The organism is Bacillus infantis (assembly GCF_008180445.1).
Classification (GTDB): domain Bacteria; phylum Bacillota; class Bacilli; order Bacillales; family Cytobacillaceae; genus Bacillus_AB; species Bacillus_AB infantis_B.
The window spans coordinates 354,781-369,412 of the sequence record NZ_VTER01000002.1 but is presented as its reverse complement, the minus strand read 5'-3'; the positions used below and the strand labels follow the sequence as shown (position 1 = coordinate 369,412).

General features: G+C 36.7%; 20 protein-coding genes. All 20 read right to left on the bottom strand.

What is annotated here, in order from left to right; translation table 11 throughout:
- Window positions 1-173: 173 nt before the first annotated feature.
- Window positions 174-632: an NUDIX hydrolase gene (locus tag FZD51_RS04125; protein WP_148973606.1), complete on the bottom strand. Its 459-nt coding sequence runs from the start codon at window positions 630-632 to the stop codon at window positions 174-176.
- Between the two features lie 183 nt (window positions 633-815).
- On the bottom strand, window positions 816-1,391 hold the full coding sequence (locus FZD51_RS04120; protein WP_148973605.1) for a histidine phosphatase family protein: 576 nt from the start codon (window positions 1,389-1,391) through the stop codon (window positions 816-818).
- A gap of 44 nt (window positions 1,392-1,435) precedes the next feature.
- Window positions 1,436-1,840: an NUDIX hydrolase gene (locus FZD51_RS04115; protein WP_148973604.1), complete on the bottom strand. Its 405-nt coding sequence runs from the start codon at window positions 1,838-1,840 to the stop codon at window positions 1,436-1,438.
- 262 nt (window positions 1,841-2,102) lie between these two features.
- The gene (locus FZD51_RS04110; protein ID WP_148973603.1) at window positions 2,103-3,068 is read right to left on the bottom strand and encodes an ornithine cyclodeaminase family protein; all 966 of its coding nucleotides are present in this window, start codon (window positions 3,066-3,068) and stop codon (window positions 2,103-2,105) included.
- A gap of 461 nt (window positions 3,069-3,529) precedes the next feature.
- Window positions 3,530-3,904 (bottom strand): VOC family protein, encoded by a 375-nt coding sequence (locus FZD51_RS04100; protein ID WP_148973602.1) that lies wholly within the window; start codon window positions 3,902-3,904, stop codon window positions 3,530-3,532.
- Complete coding sequence (locus FZD51_RS04095) at window positions 3,897-4,544, bottom strand: GyrI-like domain-containing protein (RefSeq protein WP_148973601.1); 648 nt, start codon at window positions 4,542-4,544, stop codon at window positions 3,897-3,899. Before FZD51_RS04095 ends, FZD51_RS04100 begins: the two co-directional genes overlap by 8 nt.
- Entirely contained in the window at window positions 4,537-5,898 is a 1,362-nt protein-coding gene (locus FZD51_RS04090) for a helix-turn-helix domain-containing protein (RefSeq protein ID WP_148973600.1), read from the bottom strand. The genes FZD51_RS04095 and FZD51_RS04090 overlap by 8 nt, the downstream gene beginning before the upstream one ends.
- Before the next feature lie 496 nt (window positions 5,899-6,394).
- Window positions 6,395-6,574 (bottom strand): hypothetical protein, encoded by a 180-nt coding sequence (locus FZD51_RS04085; RefSeq protein WP_148973599.1) that lies wholly within the window; start codon window positions 6,572-6,574, stop codon window positions 6,395-6,397.
- A 212-nt stretch (window positions 6,575-6,786) separates the two neighbouring features.
- A complete protein-coding gene (locus FZD51_RS04080; RefSeq protein ID WP_148973598.1) occupies window positions 6,787-7,398 on the bottom strand; it encodes a hypothetical protein in 612 nt (203 codons plus the stop codon).
- A gap of 402 nt (window positions 7,399-7,800) precedes the next feature.
- The gene (locus FZD51_RS04075; protein WP_148973597.1) at window positions 7,801-8,301 is read right to left on the bottom strand and encodes an NUDIX hydrolase; all 501 of its coding nucleotides are present in this window, start codon (window positions 8,299-8,301) and stop codon (window positions 7,801-7,803) included.
- A gap of 143 nt (window positions 8,302-8,444) precedes the next feature.
- Window positions 8,445-8,918 (bottom strand): hypothetical protein, encoded by a 474-nt coding sequence (locus FZD51_RS04070; protein ID WP_148973596.1) that lies wholly within the window; start codon window positions 8,916-8,918, stop codon window positions 8,445-8,447.
- Between the two features lie 205 nt (window positions 8,919-9,123).
- Window positions 9,124-9,444, bottom strand: a complete 321-nt coding sequence (locus FZD51_RS04065; protein WP_148973595.1) for a hypothetical protein — start codon at window positions 9,442-9,444, stop codon at window positions 9,124-9,126.
- 167 nt (window positions 9,445-9,611) lie between these two features.
- Window positions 9,612-9,998, bottom strand: coding sequence for a hypothetical protein (locus FZD51_RS04060; protein WP_148973594.1), 387 nt, complete (start codon window positions 9,996-9,998; stop codon window positions 9,612-9,614).
- Window positions 9,999-10,108: 110 nt separating this feature from the next.
- Window positions 10,109-10,501 carry a DUF2178 domain-containing protein gene (locus FZD51_RS04055; RefSeq protein WP_148973593.1) on the bottom strand — a complete coding sequence of 131 codons (393 nt, stop codon included), beginning with the start codon at window positions 10,499-10,501 and terminating at the stop codon, window positions 10,109-10,111.
- Complete coding sequence (locus FZD51_RS04050; protein ID WP_148973702.1) at window positions 10,494-10,706, bottom strand: helix-turn-helix transcriptional regulator; 213 nt, start codon at window positions 10,704-10,706, stop codon at window positions 10,494-10,496. Before FZD51_RS04050 ends, FZD51_RS04055 begins: the two co-directional genes overlap by 8 nt.
- A 162-nt stretch (window positions 10,707-10,868) precedes the next feature.
- A complete protein-coding gene (locus FZD51_RS04045) occupies window positions 10,869-11,147 on the bottom strand; it encodes a toxin-antitoxin system YwqK family antitoxin (protein WP_148973592.1) in 279 nt (92 codons plus the stop codon).
- Window positions 11,148-11,393: 246 nt separating this feature from the next.
- Window positions 11,394-11,714 carry a hypothetical protein gene (locus tag FZD51_RS04040; RefSeq protein WP_148973591.1) on the bottom strand — a complete coding sequence of 107 codons (321 nt, stop codon included), beginning with the start codon at window positions 11,712-11,714 and terminating at the stop codon, window positions 11,394-11,396.
- A 57-nt stretch (window positions 11,715-11,771) separates the two neighbouring features.
- Window positions 11,772-12,170, bottom strand: coding sequence for a GyrI-like domain-containing protein (locus FZD51_RS04035; RefSeq protein WP_148973590.1), 399 nt, complete (start codon window positions 12,168-12,170; stop codon window positions 11,772-11,774).
- 383 nt (window positions 12,171-12,553) lie between these two features.
- The gene (locus FZD51_RS04030) at window positions 12,554-13,567 is read right to left on the bottom strand and encodes a DUF3231 family protein (protein WP_148973589.1); all 1,014 of its coding nucleotides are present in this window, start codon (window positions 13,565-13,567) and stop codon (window positions 12,554-12,556) included.
- A gap of 156 nt (window positions 13,568-13,723) precedes the next feature.
- Window positions 13,724-14,617, bottom strand: coding sequence for a sensor histidine kinase (locus FZD51_RS04025; protein WP_148973588.1), 894 nt, complete (start codon window positions 14,615-14,617; stop codon window positions 13,724-13,726).
- Window positions 14,618-14,632 lie beyond the last annotated feature (15 nt).

Below are 14,632 nucleotides of genomic sequence, written 5' to 3'. Positions count from 1 at the left end.
ACACCAACACAAGTTCTAACTTATGTCACCTGTATAAGTATTATGAATGTAGCATAACTTAATAGTTTATTCGGTAGTCTAACTATTGCGCGTTTTACTATTAGAAAAACCGCCCCTTTTATGGAATAAGAACAGCCGCCCAAATTGGCAGCTATCTTATACATAAACCCCCGTTACTTCAACAATGAGGCATTAATAAATTCCCTTATCACTGGCCGGTCAGGAGGACTTATATTCGAAGGGAGTTGATCAACATCAAAGAAGGCTAAATTCACCACTTCTTCATGATCAATCCTCAGTTCTCCATCAAAATCATTGCAAATATAGGTGGCGGTCACATTGTATACCTCATCACCGTGTGGTAATTTGTAATAAAATTCTTCTCCAGAAAAAACATTAAACAATTTTAAATTTTTCGCTGCCAACCCTGTTTCTTCGTACATCTCCCTCTTTGCTGCTTCTTCTAACGACTCTCCTGGTTCCAGAGATCCCCCAGTCAAGCCCCAACAGTGATTATCTGTTCTTAATTGCAATAACAGCTTATTGTTCTGGTCCAGAATAATAACACTCGCCCCTGCCATGATAAGAGGGCGGCTGCCGACAATCTTCCTTAAATCCATAATGTAACCCATTGAAATAGCTCCTTAACAATCGATTTCTAATTTATATTTCGAGATGAGGGAGGTTAAATCCTTCTTTCATAAATCGCCCCTTAGTCATATAAGAAAAGCTGCCTGGTTTGGCAGCAGACTTGGAACATACACTCCCTTAAGATGAATAAGAGCTCAATCTCGCCTTATTTTCTACTTCTATAATTAGAACTTGATATTGAACCATCCAGTTTCTTTCGGAAAATCTTCTCTTGTTAGTTTATCTCCTGTAATAAACTGTCTATAAGACGTAATTGTTCCATCGTGTGATATAATATAGAGATTTTGAGATTCTTGCTGTCTGCACCAATCAAGAAATTCTTTCGCCAAGTGATTAAATTCTGGTTGAGGCAAAAGGTTTATTCCCTTAGCCCATAGTTCTTCATGCAAATCTTCCTCAATTTGTATATTTGGAAACTCATCGGATATTTTTTGTCTATCTAATAATTCATCACAAGGTAAGGTTCTTGCTTCAGGAAATTGAGGGAATATTCTAGGAGATACTAATGGATTTACAAGTTTTCTGCACATTATTCCCTCAGTCCAATAATGAGCTGTTTGCAAGGTCCTTCTCAAAGGACTAATAACCAAAATATCATCTTTTGACAAAGGTAACTGTGTTCTAAGCAATTTAGCTTGATTAATTCCTTCATCTGTAAGTGCAGGGTCAGATATATGTAAACTTTTTGGTATATTTAGGGTGTGCTCCCCTTCTCCGTGTCTGATAAAAATTAACTCCACTAAAATTCCTACTTTCAGCTAATACTGTTCATGCTTCGGAGGTACTAACAAAATGTTATAAAGAATGGATAATTTTCAACATCCATTACTTTTATTAACTCTTCTTTAAAATCTTTATTTGTTATCATTTTTAATGCCTCTTCCAAACTAAAGAACCCAACCTCCAAACTTTCAGCACTGGTTTTCAATTTTCCTTCAAGCGGTTTACCTAACCACCAAAAGTTACAAACGTTTTTAGAGATTTCTTGTGATACACCACAAAAATTAATAATATCAATGTCCAGTCCGGTTTCTTCCTTAACTTCTCTAATAACTGCTTCTTTAATCGTCTCCCCTTCTTCTACAATACCACCAGGTAATTCCCAACCTCTAGTTGGCTCCTTTTTCAACAAAATTTTATTCTGCTCATTAATAATGACTCCACCTGATGTAATCATAAAATTATTCATAATTACCTCCTCTTCTAACTGCATATAAAACAATTTACCCATTTTATGGAATAAGAAGATATGGTGCTGAGTGGTTCACTCTTTAATACATATTTGATTTCCAAAGTAACTTTTTATAATACCTCCATTATTGGACTATATTTTTGTTGTCTCCTTCTTCAGCAAACGTGTACCTTTTGCATAATAAGAAAAAGCGTTAGTTTGCAACTGCTACATAGATATAAGCACCCATTTAATTGAATACCTAGAAAGAAAAAGTTCTCTACCCTAAAAAATCTATATACTTACCTACGTTTTGTTCTCTTGCTTTTTGGTACACGTGCCATGCGGCTACTAAATCCTGAAAAGCTAACCCTACGGAACCATAAATCGTTATTTGTTCATCATTTAATCTCCCTAAATCTTTATTTATGATAATCTCCCCAATTTCGGCATGTATGTTGCTTATTGTTAATCCTGCACCGCCAATAGCCCCCATTTGAACCGCAAGATTCCGATCATCACATACAAATAAAGATTTCTCAATTAACTCTGCACTGACTTCGCATTTTCCTGGTTCATCAGGTCCGAGCGTCGTAATATGAACACCTTTTTTTACATTATTCAAGAAGATGAAGGGGTCTTTGGCCCAGGTAGCAGAAACAACAATATCTGCATCATATAAAGCTTCATCCAGACTCTTACATACCGTTATGGGAATTTTCAGTTCCTCCGTCATTAGACTGGCAAATGATTTTCCTCTTTCTTTTGAGGTATCATAGACAAATACTCTAGAAATTGTCCTCAAATAGGTAAGAGACCGCAGTTGAAGCTTACCCTGCACACCTGCACCTATAATCGCTACACTTTTGGCATCTTTTCTCGCTAACAAATGTGTACCCAGGGCACCGGACAAACCTGTTCGAACAGCAGTTATATAGGTAGAATCCATAATTGCCAATAGTTGTCCGGTATCAAGATCATGAAGGTTTATTACTCCTTTAATAGAAGGAGATTGAGTTGGAAATTTAGCATGGTCTTTTACGGTATAAGCTGGAATATGGAACATCAGTCCAGGGAACAAGACCATAACGCTAGCATCTGAATGGGGAAGCACTGAATGTGCTCTTTGAGCAGGGATTTGTCTAGACAAAGAATATGAAGCAAAAGCTGCTTTCACTTCTGGATAAAGCTCAAGTGGATCCAGTAAGGTATGAACTTCCGTGCGAGTTAACAATAAAGTTTCCATAAAACTCCTTGCATTCATTGTAAAATTTTACTGTATATATTCTCTCAATTTCTTGAATATCCTTTAATAAAGATGGGACCTTTCTTTGATTCGTACTTTCTACATTTTCACTAAAACTGCACCTATAGGAGCACAAGGAAAAGGATTTACTTTTATGAAAGCCGCTAACACTGATTTTACATTGTTAGCGGCTTATTGTACGTGTCCAACTTTTCTTGCACGTTTCATTTAAAGACGAATAGAGCCATAATGATGTCGACCCTCAAAAAGAAACGCAATGATACTCTCATAATAGGGTGTTGTCCCCCCGAATTAGATACTGCCCCTTAAAAAGCTGCTTGGTTTGGCAGCTGGCTTGGCTTCTTCAATAAACCCGTTTCCATAAGTACAACTTGACTAGAGGGACCGGTCCCATGTCCCATTCATCAAAAAAGAGCCAAGGGACCCGTCCCCCTGGCTCTTTACCAATGTGTCTGCAGCTTATTGCCATTTATATCATAAAAGGTGAAAAAAGCATGTCCATTATCTTCTTGTATTTCATCCACCTTAACACCATGATCCTTTAAGTGCTGGTGAAAGTGAGTCAGTTCTGGACTTGTAAAGGCAACGCTAAAGGCAGCTTCTTTATTGAGTGTAAAATGGGCAAAGGTTTCTTCTTCAGCAGGAACTAGAATAATTAAAAAAGGTCCTTCGTTAATTTTAAAAATGGCAAATGGATCATATGTAATGGTTAATAATTGAAGCCCTAATACATCCCTATACCATTGTGCAGACTGCTCTAAATCTCTAACTGGGATTCTAATATAATGTACTTGTTCAATGAAAGATTTACTCATCTTTACCCCTCCCTTTTTTAATAGGGTATAAAATATCAAAATCAAATGCCTGAATTTCATGAGCTGGTACGTCAAACGGATTAAATGCATCAAGGCGATTGGGTTCAAGAGAAAAAGCATCGGCATCATGATCAATCTGATATCCTTCTTCTTTAATCCATCCACTTAAATAATGATATCTGCGATCCATCTCTGCTCTGCTAAAACAACAGCAATCAATTTTCGCATACTTTCTTTTTGGTATGGTGAAGCATCTAAAGTCTTGAGGTATATGAGTAATATTACGCACTTTAACTCCTACCCAGAGGTCAATTGTTCCGTCTGATTTCACCATATTTCCTTGATCATAAAAGACAATTCCTGCATTTTTCTCCACTATCATAGAATCATTGGAAGATATCATATGGTTGAGTTTTTTCCATGCCTTACGGACTTCCTTCCCTGCTTCAAAGTTTCCCATATGACCGTTTACTTTTATAGCCAGCATTTTAAACTCTTCAATGATAACTGTATTAACTTGCAGTGTTCTGCTTTTCTGATGCTTCTCTCGCTGGCCTAAGAGAACTTGCAACGATTGAGGAGTTCGTTGAGGATGAAAATCTTCTATAGGAAAATGGTTTTTTACCGCTCTGTCACCCATACAATTTGCTCCTTTCCATAATAGGAATATAGATTTGCACACTCATGCGAGCGTTAGATGGACTTGCTTCAGAGGACTGATACTGAGCAAACCACTGCCTGGAATCATCGAGTATAAACGTTTCTCCACATACGATCCACCGGTGAATAATTTCTAAAATACCCGCAAGTGTTCCATATGCCCTGGTTTCCATAACAGCAAATAACCCGCCGCCCAATATCTTTTGAGCAATACGCTGAGTGTTAGTATCTTCATGACTTGAAAAATTGGTAATACCATATTCACTCCAATGCTCCAAGTCATTTTCAGAATCATAGTTGTACGACAAATAAAGCTTAGCGCTTGAATAGTCTATTGGCGGATTTGATTTTAACCATTCAGATAAAGTCTTATCCGCCTTCTCCTGACAGCCTTGTCCATAAATCCTGCAATACCCCACGCAAAAAGATTCTGTTTCCTCTACTGTAATCATCTCAGGCTTTAACTGGCGTTCTATTGGCAAGTATAGTTTCATTCGAACAAGTTTTTCATTAAAAGTCATGTACTCTTCCAAATACGCATGTGAACCTTCACTAAACGAACTTTTAGGCAGCCACTCTGAATACATTTGATTCCATAACGAAAGAATACTGGAGTCATTAGTTGATGCTGTTACCCCTACTGCATACATTCCACCCTGTATCGTTTTAAAAGACATTCCGGCTATGGAATAAATAAGCGGATCTTCAATAGATATCATGATCTCATATGCATATGGTTGGGATATCTTATCCAAAGCTTCATCGTAGTCTATATTTCGTCCAAAAACCCTCATTTTTTTCTGTTTTATATCAGATGCTTGAGCCATCTTTTGAACGGCCGCAAGTGCATCCTTTTCTATTCCTTCTAAACGGCCTGATCTATGTATATAACTTAATACCGCCATGTCTTTCAGCTGAATAACCTTTATGTCTGGATACCTATCAAATAGTTCACGGCTCTCCAGGTAATTAATCTTTTCGTATAAATCAATCCGCTCAAAGCAAAAGAACATCTCTGATTCTTTATATACTTTCGGAGTAATGCCTACTATTTTCTTAAATGTCTTTGTAAAAGAGGCCTGTGATTCAAAACCAACCTGGATTGCAATATCAATGATCGTACGATGAGAGTATTTTAGGTGATCTGACGCGATGCTGATTCTTCTTTTACGCATATAGTCTTTTACTGGATAGCCAGTAAGAGAGTAAAACATACGGTAAAGATGCGGGAGTGACATGGAGGCTATTTTCGCAACTTCTTCTAACTCTATTTTCTCTTCGATATTTCCTTCTATAAAATCTATTGCTGCTTGAACACTCACTAAGTAATTCATTATTCACCACCTTTCAATCCAGGAAGATTATGTAAGAATGACTCCTTGACTGTAACTATAACAAAGAAACAGAATTTATTTTTGTCCTTTTTTATCAAAAATCGATTATTTCATCAAACTGCTATCCTCTGCTAAATGATCTAGTTACGGCTTATTGTTTATTGCGCAGTAATCGTCTACTCCGTAAACAAGATTGCCGAATCATTGTTCCAAAAATCTGTCCCATTTGTTAAATAAGATCCAGCCGCCTGAAATGGCAGCTGGATCTTAAAGTAAAGCACCCGTTAGTTTAAGTGCATTTTTTCACAATTGTTTATCTTAACATAAATACCTATTGCATTTTAATAAAACAATATCTGCAATTTTTGTTCCAAATTCTCATTAAATAAAGACTCAATCCTAAATTTGTAACGAGTCTTTATTGAACGTTTGTTTACACAGTGGTTGATTGACAAATTCAAGTCGGTTCCCGACTTTGTTGTCATTCAACAATTTCTTAATAATTTTCTCCACTTTTCTCTTTTTCCTTATTCTTTAGAATCTTTATAGCTGTTCTAATGTTTCGGAACATCCCCATATTTTCCCCTGTATATACCCATATTAAAGTGTAAATAATTTGTTGTACCCCTATAACTAAAAAGGCACCTAGTATTAATCCTAACGAAAATGGTGACATATAATATCCCCTTATTTCTCAATTTCCTTCGATAATGCCAATGACAAAACCTAATGTGTTCCTCTTACACACTAATACGCTTATATAAAACAAAAGTTTCATTGTTTCTATATCGGCTTATCCTCTAACACTAACCTGCCCCTTTTATGAAATAAGAGAAGCTACCTGTTTTGGCAGCAGAGCTGGAACATAAGCACCTGTTACTTTCAGTTTTAAAAGCCTTGGTCGCTTGTAATTTCAACGCCATTAGGGTCGACAATAGGTGATGAAACGAGACTTTTTACTACTGCTTGTTTGATTGTAACTACTTCTTCAACTTCTGAGCTAATATTATATGAGGTATTTCCGAACAAAGTAAAAAGGTCACTTTCTATGCCAGCCTTTTTTGTTGCCAATTTTAATTCTTGGATTTTTATCTGGTCATTCAAGGAGTCTACTGCGTCTTCATTAGATTGAAGCTCAATTCTAAAATTATATGGTGTTGCAATAAAGGTTCTTCGTTCCCCTTTATCAACTTTCCAATTGAGTTTAGTAGCATTTTCACATATATTCACTTGTTCTTTTTCAGAAACAAAGAAACCAATATGGTCAAACATTATCTTTATTCCGTATCCAAAAGTAATATTTATGGTTCCTCTCCTTGCCTCGATAATACGAAAAAGGATATTTTTCTCCCGAAAGTCATCCCATTTTAAGGGAGGGTTAAACTCTTGAAATTCTCCCTGGTATCTACCTATACGTTGAGATATACGAAAACCATTATCTACATAAAAATTTTCCGTTTCTTCTACATTTGGAGTCCAAAAATGATAATGAAATAGCATAAATACACCTCTTATTAAAACTCAATTGACTTTTTTAAATTACTTACTGGCAAATGTGCTTCATATAATTCTCTGATCACTTATATAACCTCCTTAAATTAAATTTTACTTTCCTATGAAATTGTTACCTCCAGCCTTAGCTTGAATTCCCCTACAACTTTAGATGTAGGATAGGATCCCCTATTCGTTGTTAAACTAACCTGCCCCGTTTGTTATATAAGAAAAGCTGCCTGGTTTGGCAGCTGATCTATAACATAAGCACCTGTTTGTTTAAGTACTTTCTTTCACAATCCATTTGAAAAACAATCTTTTCAATATAAATACTCCAATATTATACAAAGGTCTCGTAAAGTTATTATCGAAAATTTAATGAACGCTTTTCCAGAATAAAATAGCATCATACTAATCAATTTGTTGTTTTTCTGCGTAATACCATTTTAAATAATATATTATTCCAGACTTATCGACCCAGCTAAAATCTATTAGTTCCTTCTCTAGTGAATGGTGTAGCTCATCTACTGGAATCCACTTTATATCCATAGTACCGTCGCCTTCTTTAACTAAATTACCAGAGGCTTGACATCGAAAATAAGCGCCTAATGAATCTACTGGACCATTTGTCGTTTGATAAACAGCAAAAGGCTTCATAGCTTCAACATTTGAGTCCACATCATTAGTTTCAATTCTAGTATCTTCCCCAAAGATCTTTGTTATATGAAGTCCTGTTTCTTCGTGCACTTCTCTTTTAAGTCCTTCCAAAAATGACTCGAATTCCTCTAATCTTCCTCCAGGTAGCTCATAAGGTGTTTTATTCTCATTAGATTTAACCCTTTTTTGTATAACGATTTCAGTTCCATTTGGTCCATTTCTTTCAATTATTGCTCTAACATTTACATAGATCATACAAGTTCTCCCTCACTTTTCCTCTTCAACTAGATGGCCCGATTGTTGAATACAAGTTAAAACCTCTCTTCAACTATCCTGCCCCTTTTACGGTATAAGAAAAGCTGCCTGGTATGGCAGCTGATTCGAAACATAAGCACCCGTTAGTACAAATATGGTTTTATTCTTATAGTGGATAGGATACCAATGATGACAGCTAAAAGGTGACTTAGGAGAAAGGTATAAACATTAAAATAGATACCATTTGTGTACTGATTAAACCAGCAAAAGCGATATATTTTAGATTCAGGATCAGCAGGTGTTCCATCCAAGGCAATTACTAATTCATCTATATAATTGATGATTGGCAAAATCAATAACGCACACGATATAACGGTGAAAATTAATATAACTATTTTTTTCTTTACTATGGTGTTAGCTAATATTTCTCTTGTCAATTTACATATAAAAAAATAACTTAATACAAAAACAGGTGAGAATAGCATTATAATTAAAATACCAGGATTTCCATTACCTGACCAAACATCAGGGCTAATTGTAAACACATTTTCTATGAGATAGAAACCAAGAAATGAAAGAAGAATACTTATGAAACAAAAAATATATATTTTTTTCAATAAATCACCTCTTTTAATGTTAACTATTCTGCCCCTTTTTTGGAATAAGAAAGTCTATCTTATTTGGCAACTGCTTTGAAACATAGTCATCCGCCGGATTAAAAAAATTCAAGTGAAAATTGGTTTTGTTTATAACTTAGTTGTAAATCTTTTAAGTTTTCCATTAATCCTCCAATCACTATTGAGCTTGCGGTTAATCATCTTATCAGAACCATTCAGATTCCATCCCAAAAAGAAAACCACAAACAAACAGGCCCATTACCACTCCGATCATTGTTACTATGCCAAGCATCAATTTTTCCCGGGAGGCTGCTGCATTAAAATCACTGAATGCCATAATGTAGGTATAGAAACAGGGTAAAATAAGAAATAGAACGATGAAGGTGTTTATTGAGAAGGTCAAATGAGCCACTATGCCGGATTCGTTCAATAAAAAGCTTATAAATGCAACCAGCATTCCGGCACTATAAAATTTTGCTAATCTGGGAAGTGATATTGAACGGTTTGTTACATTTTTTTCTTGCAAGCTATTTCCACCTTTTCTTCCATAAATGATCAGGGTAAAGAACACTGACTCTTCTTCTAATTATAATCTATTTGCATGCTTTTTCGTGGTGGACTCACACGGCTATTTATAAGAAAAGCCGCCTTGCAACGGCAGCTAATCGAACAGTATTAAACGTTATAAGGCGGTCATTCCTTCTTTAATTCAATACTTTCGGTTTCTTCATCCCATTCAACAGTCATTGTAATCACTGTATCTTCTTGGATAAACGCACACCCACTGCACATATCTCCAAAATCATGACTTTGCAGAACCCCGCCATTAGACAAAGTTCCCTGTCCCTCGGTAAAGCCGGAATCTGCTTCAATCCGATATTTAATTTCTTTACCTGCAATACTCTTAAGATTATTCCCTTCGTACTTTAATGTGAAGTTTTGTTCTTGTGTATCTTCTGTCTGAATCACTCTGATTTTTCCATACCAGTTTTGGCTTACGCCGTCAAAATACAATGTTTTAGATTGGCAAGCAGTAAGAAGGATTATGGTTATAAAAAGGAACGCAAAGAGCCTCTTCAAATACAATTCCCCCCTAAACACATTTGGGATATTTTAACATAAAATTCCTTGATTGGCTTTATATAAAACATTATCCAGGCCAAAGAAGCCAGGGGGACAGACCCCTTGGCTTATTTAAACTTCTTAGAATATATAAATTCTGTAATGGGGATTGTAACAAAAGTAAGTCCTACTACTATAACTAGCGGATAATTGTCAATTTCATTAAAACTGCCTGTTCCTTCAGAAATAAATAATATTAAACCAGATAAAATCATCAGAACATAATAACCTATTTTGGCACTTTGAGTTTTAATATGTCTATCTAATTCATCCTTCTCTCCACCACCTTCATGATCACCCCAGTTCAGCCAATTAAAAAAATAGCTTAAAGCTAGGAAACTGAAGAATATTCCAGCAGCGTCTATAGTGTTGAATCTAACCCCACGGTATACAGTAAATCCTGCAATTGTCAGAAAAACAATAAAGCTTAGAATAGCAATCATGCTTTTGGTTTTATTCATGACCTTTCCCTCCATACTCTGCGATAAATAATTCTTCCAAAGCAACTTTCAACGTCCTGGCGATATCAAAGGCTAACTGCAAACTTGGGTCATATTTGTTGTTTTCGATGGCGTTAATAGTTTGCCTGCTTACATTACATAAATCTGCTAACTTCCCTTGTGAAAGACTGTTTTTTTCTCTGTATTCCTTGATTCTATTTTCCATTGCATCTGCCTCCACATTTCCGGGGTGTAAAAAACCTTTTACACCTTTATCATAAAATAAGGCAATGGATGTGTCAAACATATTTGACACATCCATTGCCTTGAAGAAGCCAGGGGGACAGACCCCTTGGCTCAATTTCAAAAAAAGCCAAGGGACCTGTCCCTATTTATTTCGATTGGTGGTTTTGTATTTTTCTCCTTTGCTATCATAGGTCACCCATTCTCCAACAGGTTCACCCATTTCAAAATATCCTGAACGTTTTATTGTGCCATCGGAACGATACCATTCCCAATAGCCCTCTGGCTTATCTTCAATTATTTTACCCTTTGACCATATAGTTTTTCCGTTTGCATGGTACTTTATCGTGTATCCATTAATTACTTCAAGTTTCTTTTCCTTAACACTGTTCGTGTTTATCAAGTCGCATTTTTCATTTGTCATGATTTACCTCCGATAACCACTGTTTTTTTTCAAATCATTTTGATGATATTGTTTTACTTTTGCACATTTAGTGTTCATTTTTTATATAAAATTTAATCAACACCTTTGAACAGGAGAGGCTATCTCACTATTAAAAAGGAAGCCAGGGGGACAGACCCCTCGGCCCCGCAGCAAAATGAGCCAAGGGGTCTGTCCCCTTGGCCTGGTTTGGCAGCTGATTTGGAACATAAGGACCCGGCCAGAAAATTATTTTCTTAATATATATTTTCCTGAGTATTTCTTATTCAAATAAATTATCAAGAAAAAACAGGATAATCCCAAAACAATATACGTCATAATAAAAACCAACAGGTCAGGATTATATCTATGTTCTATTTGTCCCATTGTAACAAAAAGTAGGCCAAGAACTATATGTATCTTTCCAATTTTACGCAGGTAGATCGGTAAGTCATCCTTAGCAATACATTGTACAGTATCTTTTGAAAGAAAAAAGCCGGGCTTAGTTGAGTAATGTTCTCCAATACCTATAGCGATAAAATAAATACCTAAAATTAGTTGTATAGACATACTCTTCTCCCATTTATCTTTCTTCTTTTCCATATTGTTATGCTGAACTGATCCAGCCTATTTAACAGCTATATGAATTTCAATTTCCCCATTCGGATCATATCTTTCAAAGTCAAATGAATAAGCTCTTTCCAACTCGCCCTTCTCTTCACGCTCCCATATCTCCCTCCAGGCATTAAGTATCCCAAGCTCGTCTAATGTATCCACTTCAAAAATCTCATATTTAGCTGTGTTCGGGATCTTAACCGTCGAATCATTATTACCACTTTCTATGGCGACACTTAAGGTATAATCTCCTTTATAATCACTCTCGTAATCATAATACAATCCATATTTAACCTCATCCTGGTTACCCAAAATACCAGATGCCTCTTTCCACATTTCTGAAATCTTTTGCATAATAGCCTCATCTTTAAAATTATTGGTTCTGACACTTTTGATTATTGTTAGGTTCATTAGACTACCTCCACTCGTTTTATTTACTCATTTCGACAAAAATACAATATTTACCTTCTTATTAAGCGATCCTGTTCCGTGAGCCATGGGGACAGACCCCTTGGCCCAATTTCAAAAGAGCCAGGGGGCCTATCCCCCAGGCTCAGGAGAGACCCCCTGGCTCTTCTTTTTATTGGCACAGCTCCCCCACACTGAGTGAACATGTCCCCAACCCAATCGCAAAAAGAGCCAAGGGGTCTGTTCCCTTGGCTTCTTGGATATAAGCACCTTTTACTTTTCATTGCAAAAACCAGCAAAACCAGATATCAGCTGGCTGCACAGTATATCTATACGGTGCAGCCATTTGTTTTATGTTAAACACAAGCATGCGATTACTTGAAGTACTAGTCTTCATATATTTTTTTTTGAAGTTTTTTTCTATCTACTGTTTGCGGCGGTTTTTCCATCCATTTGTTATGAACTGCAATGGTTCCTGTTGCAACCCCAAACTTTCCAACTCGTGTAATTAATTGAGCGTATTCTGCTACCAGATCACTTCTCATACTAGCTCCAAGCCCCAGTCCCAAACTGCCAATTGAAATGACAGATAAAGTTGAGTTAAGACCTATCAGCAATTTTTCTGTAAAAGGGGATTCCGTGCTATTCGTCATGGTTGAGTCAGGGGATGTTGGTGTACTGAGATGCTCGTCTTTAAGTGTCTTTTCCAGAGTATTTATTATTTCGGTTGCAAGATCATACCCTGCTTGCATATGTTTTCTAACTTCTTTAGACTTTGTAATTTGTGCAAGACCATCAACCATTGTTCTTCCTACATAATTCATCTCAATATTATTAGCAAGATGGGTAATTTCAATTGCGAGCAAAGGTCTTTTATTTAACGTCAAATGTCCGGCGAAGAAACTGGTATCATCTACAAATTCAATTTTCTTTGGATAGGCAATATAAGGCGAGCGAATAAGTATGCCTTTTGATTCCATAAGCTTGACAACCCTATTATACAACTCACTGCTTTCTTCCGTAGCAGCAGTATAATAGGCCCTTATATCCTCTCTATATGTGGTTCCTAAAACATTTCCGTTTAAGAAACACCCATACCTGGCCATCATTTGTATAAATCTTAAATAAAAAGTATCCGAATATAATTTTGGTGCTTTATCGTTAACATCAGCATCAGTGTAACCCTGCGGAGTAAGCAGATTTTCTTTTTGAAAAATCATCTTTAAAGTATTTAGATGTCCTTCAGAAAGGTCTTTAGAGAATTCGACGATTTCTTTCACTTCCGGGTCCACAACTGTTGCTGCAAAATGTTTCATTACACATATGTTGAGGCTATCCCCCATATAAGAACTCCAGACAGCAGCTAATTCACTTGATGTCAAATCTGGATTATGTACCATAAATGTGACCTCCTTATCCTTAGAATAGTATTTGTAACAGGAGGCAACTTATGTAAATCATTTAGGGAATAGTTTTAACCATACCAAGTTATAGAGATAACAGAAACAGATCCCCATCCCAACCACAAAAAGAGCCAAGGGACCTGTCCCCTTGGCTTATTTCCATTCACAAACCATGGTCAATTGGTTCCCTTTTAGCTCAGCTGAGATGTTGCCGTTCATTTTTTCCATCAGGCTTTTGGCAATGGGCAGACCGAGCCCGGTTCCTTTGCCTGTCCGGGTCTGGTCGACTTTATAGAAGCGGTCGAACATGTGGTGTACATCCTGTTCACTTAGTTTGTCGACGGTGTTGGAAATCTTCAATATGACCGCTGCATCACTTTCTTCAAGCCTGATGGACACATTCCCTGTTGAGTACCGAATCGCGTTGACTACTAAGTTTTCCACGACTCTTTTAACAGCAGATGCATCGGCATCAATCATGATTTCATGATCTGGAATATGGATATCCGGCTCTATATTTCTCTTTTTGAATTCCTCATAAAATCCTAATAGAGCGTCTGCGATCAAGTCATTGCCTCTGACCCTCTCCAGCTTCATCGGGTAATCGGTTTGTTCGATGATAGACAGCTCGAAAAAATCTTCAAGGAGGATTTTTAATCTTCCTGCACTGTTTTTTATCGTTGCGATGTATTCTTTTTTCAACTCGGGGCTTAGTTCATCGGATTCCAAAAACTGAATATATCCCAGAATCGAGGTCATCGGCGTGCGGATATCATGTGAGATATGAGAGATGGCCTGCTTCAGCTCATTTTCCGTTGAGCGCTTGACTGCCTCTGCTTGTTTCGTCAGGTCAATCTGGTTATTGATTTCCTTTGCAAGCTCCTCAAAATGGCGGTCATGATAGCTGATATCAACCTTCTTGTTTGTTTGATTCTGATTGACTTGATAAAGCTGCCGGGCTGTCCGTTTGATTTCTTTTTTCAGCAGATAGAAACGGGTGAGGACAATGGCGAATGCGATCAGGACGATGATGAATAGATAGAGCATTGGACCTCACCCGCT